6 protein-coding genes are annotated in these 5,644 nt (G+C 65.1%); 2 read left to right on the plus strand and 4 right to left on the minus strand.

Annotated features, from left to right (window positions below; genetic code table 11):
- The coding region (locus CCS01_RS33035; RefSeq protein ID WP_146101869.1) for a hypothetical protein at positions 1–277 on the minus strand (277 nt) is incomplete at its 3' end.
- 12 nt (positions 278–289) lie between these two features.
- Between CCS01_RS33035 and CCS01_RS20525 the strand changes: the two genes are divergently transcribed.
- Both CCS01_RS20525 and ipdC read left to right on the plus strand, forming a co-directional pair.
- On the plus strand, positions 290–625 hold the full coding sequence (locus tag CCS01_RS20525; RefSeq protein WP_104520634.1) for a hypothetical protein: 336 nt from the start codon (positions 290–292) through the stop codon (positions 623–625).
- Positions 589–2,238, plus strand: a complete 1,650-nt coding sequence (gene ipdC / locus CCS01_RS20530; RefSeq protein ID WP_104520635.1) for an indolepyruvate/phenylpyruvate decarboxylase — start codon at positions 589–591, stop codon at positions 2,236–2,238. The genes CCS01_RS20525 and ipdC overlap by 37 nt, the downstream gene beginning before the upstream one ends.
- Before the next feature lie 762 nt (positions 2,239–3,000).
- Here ipdC and CCS01_RS20535 read toward each other — a convergent pair.
- From CCS01_RS20535 to CCS01_RS33870, 3 genes are all read right to left on the minus strand, one after another.
- Positions 3,001–3,537, minus strand: a complete 537-nt coding sequence (locus CCS01_RS20535; RefSeq protein WP_204848374.1) for a Cache 3/Cache 2 fusion domain-containing protein — start codon at positions 3,535–3,537, stop codon at positions 3,001–3,003.
- 237 nt (positions 3,538–3,774) lie between these two features.
- Positions 3,775–4,164: a hypothetical protein gene (locus CCS01_RS20540; RefSeq protein ID WP_104520637.1), complete on the minus strand. Its 390-nt coding sequence runs from the start codon at positions 4,162–4,164 to the stop codon at positions 3,775–3,777.
- 734 nt (positions 4,165–4,898) lie between these two features.
- Positions 4,899–5,644 (minus strand): TSCPD domain-containing protein (locus CCS01_RS33870; protein WP_456307612.1); only part of this gene is annotated, 746 nt, incomplete at its 5' end.

Here is a 5,644-nt window from a genome sequence, read left to right on the forward strand (position 1 = left end):
GAGCCACAGCCTGTGGCTGATCCGCGTCGATGAAGCTGAATTCAGCCGCCTGCGCCAGCTTCGGCATGGCATGACTATCCCGCAACCCTTTTGTGAGTCTTGAGACGCACCATGACGGCCAGATCTCGATCTGCCAGCGCAAGCGATACACCGCCAGTACCTCTTGCGCCGGATAGAACTCAGCCGGCAGCGAGGTCGCCAGGGAGCCACTTGCAAAATCACGCTGACAGCGTGATTTTCCGCCGCAAAGTGTGTGGATTTCGCGAGGCGCCTGCATCCGTTTCGTGGTATGATGGAGTTGCAAAACGACCATATACCGACGAAGACAAAAAAGATGCAGGCGATGTCGCTGAAGGAGACACTATCCACATACTGGCTGCATATTCAAGGAGAACTTCTGCCCTGGCTCGATCCGGCAATGGACGGTCCGCTGATGACGCCGGAGCGAGGACCGGCACCCGCCGGGCCGCATGTCCAGGCCGGGGCAGAGGCCACGCGCGTCAGCATCATCCAGGCCCTATCCATCGCCCGGCAAACGCGCTTCGATGCGGCGACAAGACGTCTGTCTCCCCAGCGAGGAGTGATCGGATGCCAGCCCTCGGCCAGGTCCTTCTGGATGCGCTGAAGACCCACGGTGCCGGCGAAATCTTCGGCATCCCGGGCGACTTCGTGCTGCCGTTCTGCCGGATGATCGAAGACAGCGCCACGCTGCCCTTCTACACCCTGAGCCACGAGCCGGCAGTGGGCTTCGCGGCCGACGCCGCGGCCCGCTTCCACGGGGGGCTTTCGGTCGCCGTCGTCACCTGGGGCGCCGGCGCCCTGAACCTGGTGAACGCCACCGCCGGCGCCTATGCCGAGCGGGTGCCGCTGGTGGTCATCTCCGGCGCCCCCGGCCTGCATGAGCGCGCCAGCGGCTGGCAACTGCACCACATGGCCCGCACGCTCGACACCCAGATGCGCATCTTCACCGAGATCACCTGCGCCCAGGCCAACCTGCTCGATCCCTCGGCCGCGGCCGCCGAGATCGCGCGCGTGCTGCGGGCCGCGCGGGAATACTCGTTGCCGGTTTATCTCGAACTGCCGCGCGACCTGGTGACCGCCGGCGCGGCGTCCGTCACCCCCCTGCCGCCGCGCCGCGCCGACCCCGAGGCGCTGGCCGAATGCGCCGGGGAGATCCTCGCCCGTCTCGCCGCCGCGAAGCAGCCGGTGATGCTGGTGGACGTGGAACTGCGCCGCTACGGCGTGGAGCGTGCGGCGGCGGCGCTGGCGCGGCGGCTGGGGCTGCCGGTCGTCACCACCTTCATGGGGCGCGGCCTGCTCAGCCAGGGCCCGGACGTGATCGCCGGCACCTATCTCGGCGCCGCCGGCCAGCCCGCCATCACGCGTCTGGTCGAGGACTCCGACACGCCGCTGCTGCTGGGCGTCATCCTCTCCGACACCAACTTCGCCGTGTCGGAGCGGAAGATCGACATGCGCCGCGCGATCCTGGCAACCAACCGCGAGGTGCGCATCGGCCACCACGTCTATCCCGACGTGCCGCTCGCGGACCTGCTCGACGCGCTGCTGGCCCGCGCGGCGCCGGCGCAGCGGGCCGGGCAGCAGTTCCCGCCGCCGCGCTATGCGCACGGGCTGGCGGCCGACGCGGCGCCGCTGACCCCGTCCGACATCGCCTGCGCCGTCAACGACCTGTTCGCCGCGCACGGGCCGATGCCGATTGCCTGCGACATGGGCGACTGCCTGTTCACCGCCATGGAGATCGCCAACTCCCGCCTCGTCGCGCCCGGCTACTATGCCGGGATGGGCTACGGCGTGCCCGCCGGCCTCGGCGTGGCGGTGGCGACCGGCGAGCGGCCGCTGATACTCGTCGGCGACGGCGCCTTCCAGATGACCGGGTTCGAGCTGGGCAACTGCCGCCGCTACGGCTGGGACCCGATCGTGATCGTGTTCAACAACGCCAGCTGGGAGATGCTGCGCGTGTTCCAGCCGGAGTCGCGCTTCAACGACCTGGACGACTGGGGCTTCGCGCGGCTGGCCGAGGCGCTCGGCGGCCGGGGCATGCGCGCAACCACGCGGGCGGAGCTGGCCGCCGCGCTGGCCGAGGCGCACGCCACGCGCGGGCGCTTCTGCCTGGTCGAGGCGATGCTGCCGCGCGGCACGACCTCGGACACGCTTGCCCGTTTCGTCGCCGGTTTCAAGGCCGCGCGGCTGCGCCTGGCCAACGACGGTCCCGGCCAGTAGCGCCGGCACCAGCCCATGGGCGCCAGGGCGCCGCGCCGGAATGACGGCTTCCGCATGCACCTTGGCATCCGCCTCCCAGCGGGTGTTCCCGCGGTTCGGAGCCGGATGAGACTGGTTTCGTCACGTTCGAAGCCTCACCCCGTGTCGCCGTGGCAGGCAAGGCCATCGTCAGACGGGGGCCGGGACACACCATTCTTGGTGGCTTAATGTCTTTGTGTTAACGCCAACGGTTGTAGCGGCACGGACGGTGACTGTGGGGCACGGACAGGCCCGTGCGGCCTCTTCTGCTGCTTCAACACAAAGACACTCAGTACCCCATTACATGAATTCGGTGAGGTATTGCGCTGTCGCAATCGAACCCGGGAAGTTCGGCAGGCCTTGAGTTTGGCGATCAGAATGTACAAGACGCGGCGGATGGAGGACACAAACGGACTGCGTTTGGGAATGACGCCTCCGCCTGAGCATGGAGCCTCTCATGCCGCTTCGAGCCGTCCCAAATACGTCACCGTACTTATGAAATGAAAGTACTAAGGCGCCGCAGCGGCCCCGCAGACAGCGATCCTGATCCGTCGCCGCGTCGAACGCACCCCATGTAATGGAACGTGCCAGCGGCTCGCTTTATCGCAAAATGGATTATGCGGCTGCGCCATTCGGCGCAGCCCGCGCGGACACTGCATCATGCAGTCAACGGTCGCGAAGCCGACGCAGTGCAGAATTCAAGATCTATGCACGGTGCGGGCCTGACGATGACACGGCTATAACCTAGCCTTTCAGATAGCCGACATAGTAGATGCCGATGACCTTACCAGATGCGTCCTTGATCGGATCGTAACCCGTGATATAGGGTTTCCCGAGGATGGTCGTATCACCGTAATAGGCATCACCCTTCTGGATCATGGGGAATACCGGGCCATTTGGATCGAGAACCGTACCGATCGCACGGGAGCCGTCGTCCTTTTTCACGTTTGTCGCAACACGCACGAAATCGTTTCCGTTCTTCACGAAAAGAGTCGCCGTTCCACCGTTTTCCTTCACAACCTCATCGACGACTTCGAAGAAGTTGTTCATTTTGGTCGTGCCGAAATACAAAGCCTGGACATCCTTGCCGGCAACGGGGGCGGTCCCTTCGATCTTGGGTGGGCCTAGTTTCGCCGTTTTGGCCTTCAAAGCCGCCATCGAAACCTTGATCCGATCCATCTGTGCATGGCCGACGTCCGGCAAGAGCGTAGCGATTGCGGTGCCGGCGCCAAGAATACTAACAACGAATATTCTTCGATTGATGAACGTCTTACCAGTCACGTGACAACCCTCCCAATATTATTGAAACCTACAATAAACCCTTTCGACCTTTCTTGGCAATCCATGTTGACGGCCAGCCCCCGAAACCGTGAACCCGCCCGACGGTCGTGCGCGATCGTCGGAATTCACGACGTTCGCAACAACGGCGGCCCGTTGATTCGACTATGCTTTTTCAATGCAAGAGGCTGACGCGAAACTCTGGTCGCCCACCTGACCGGGGGCACCATCCGGCGCGGCCTATTTTCTGTCATCTGACGACATCAGCCCATCGAAGAACGCCCGCGTTGCCTTCATCGTCTCCTGCTCCGCCGGATCGTCTGTCGCTTTACTATTGAGAAGGCGGGCGAGGCCGCGCCGCAGCCGCTCGCCTGATGGAGTGTCACGGTAGGCGGCGACGACGGCTGCCTGGGTGGCTTTGGAACGCCACAAGGTGTCCCGCAGCGCATAGGCCACCTCGGCCTGGTCCCGCTGCCGGGCCCTGACGTAGGGCGATTGCCGATCCGCCCTGGTCATCGGCTCGTCGTACTTGGGTTGCCGACCGCGCCCAAGCTTCTGGGGCGGTTTGGCACCGCTTCCGAGCTTGACGGTGGTGCGTCCGCGCCCGCGCTTCGTCGCTCGATCCACCATTGCCGCCATCCTGTCTTTCGTCAGGTGGCATATACAGGAGACAGACGGCCGGGGGAATCAGGCTGATGTCGATCTTGGCGTGACTGCATCGGCGAACCGCGGAGCCTCAGGTCACTCATTATGGTGTCATAAAGTTACTTCTGGGACTTTTTGTAGCTATAGAGCCGCCCCTCATTGTCTTGAATCCCAAAGCGCAGAAAAGCCCAGTTTATGCCTGTAAATGCAGGCGTTGGCGTTCTGATCAATGAGGGGCGGATCTATAAGAGGAGACTTAATACTCCATTTCATAAGTACAGTCACGTATTTGGGATGGCTCGAAGCGGCGTGAGAGGCTCCATGCTCAGGCGGAGGAGGCGTCATTCCCAAACGCAGTCCGTTTGTGTCCTCCATCCGCCGCGTCTTGTACATTCTGATCGCCAAACTCAAGGCCTGCCGAACTTCCCGGGTTCGATTGCGACAGCGCAATACGTCACCGAATTGATGTAATGGAGTGCTAAGCCACAAAGAAATAGCGTGACCGTCAGGCTGACGGGCGTTCTCCCGGTTCGCGCAGATGGCGCTGGCCTTCGGGACCCGCCGACGGGCCGCCATCCACGTCTTGCGGTGCTCATAACCGCAGCCTGCGTGGATGGCGGTTGAGGCGTCCGTGCGGCAACTGGAGCCGTTATTCTGCATCAGGCCCTCAGCGCCCATGCCGGCACGCCACGCCAAGCCAGCGCAGCAACGTCCCCAGCTCAGCGCGACACCACCCGCAAGCCGCGGCGGCGGGCGCGCGGCGAGGCCTCGTCCGGCAGGTCGAGCGGCAGCGGCGACTGCTCGCGCGCGCCGTGGCCGACGGTATCCGGCTCCTCGATCTCCGCCTCGGGGATGTCGTGCCGCCCCAGGTAGTTCGCCGCCAGGTGGCGGAACGCGTAATCCAGCAGCGAGGTCGCCGCCTTCACCGCCGGGTCGCCCTCCACCACGCCGGCGGGGCCGAAGCGGGTAAAGGTGAAGGCCTCGACGAAGCGCTCCAGCGGCACGCCGTGCTGCAGGCCGATGCTGACCGCCTGGGTGAACGTGTCCATCAACCCACGGAACGCGGCGCCTTCCTTGTTCAGGGCGATGACGATCTCGCCCAGCGAGCCGTCCTCGTACTCGCCGGTGCGCACGAACAGCTTGTGGCCGCCGACGGCTGCCTTCTGTGTGTAGCCGCTGCGCCGCCCGGGCAGGTCGCGACGCGGCGCCGGGGCGGCCTTCACCGCCAGCGGCACCGGGCGCGGCGGCATGGCGTGCATGTACGGCGCCACCGCATCATGCATCGCCGCATGCGCCGCGGCGCCATGCGACGGGATCGGGTGGCCGCCGGCCAGCGCGGTGGCCAGCGCCTCCTCGGCGGTGATGCCGCTGACCGCCAGCCAGGCGCGGGCGGCGCGAGTCAGCCCGCCGGCCTGGGTGATCGCCGAGAACGCCGGCGCGATGCCACCGGTCTCGCAGCCCAGCA

The sequence above is a fragment of the Rhodopila globiformis genome (assembly GCF_002937115.1).
GTDB classification, from domain to species: Bacteria; Pseudomonadota; Alphaproteobacteria; order Acetobacterales; family Acetobacteraceae; genus Rhodopila; species Rhodopila globiformis.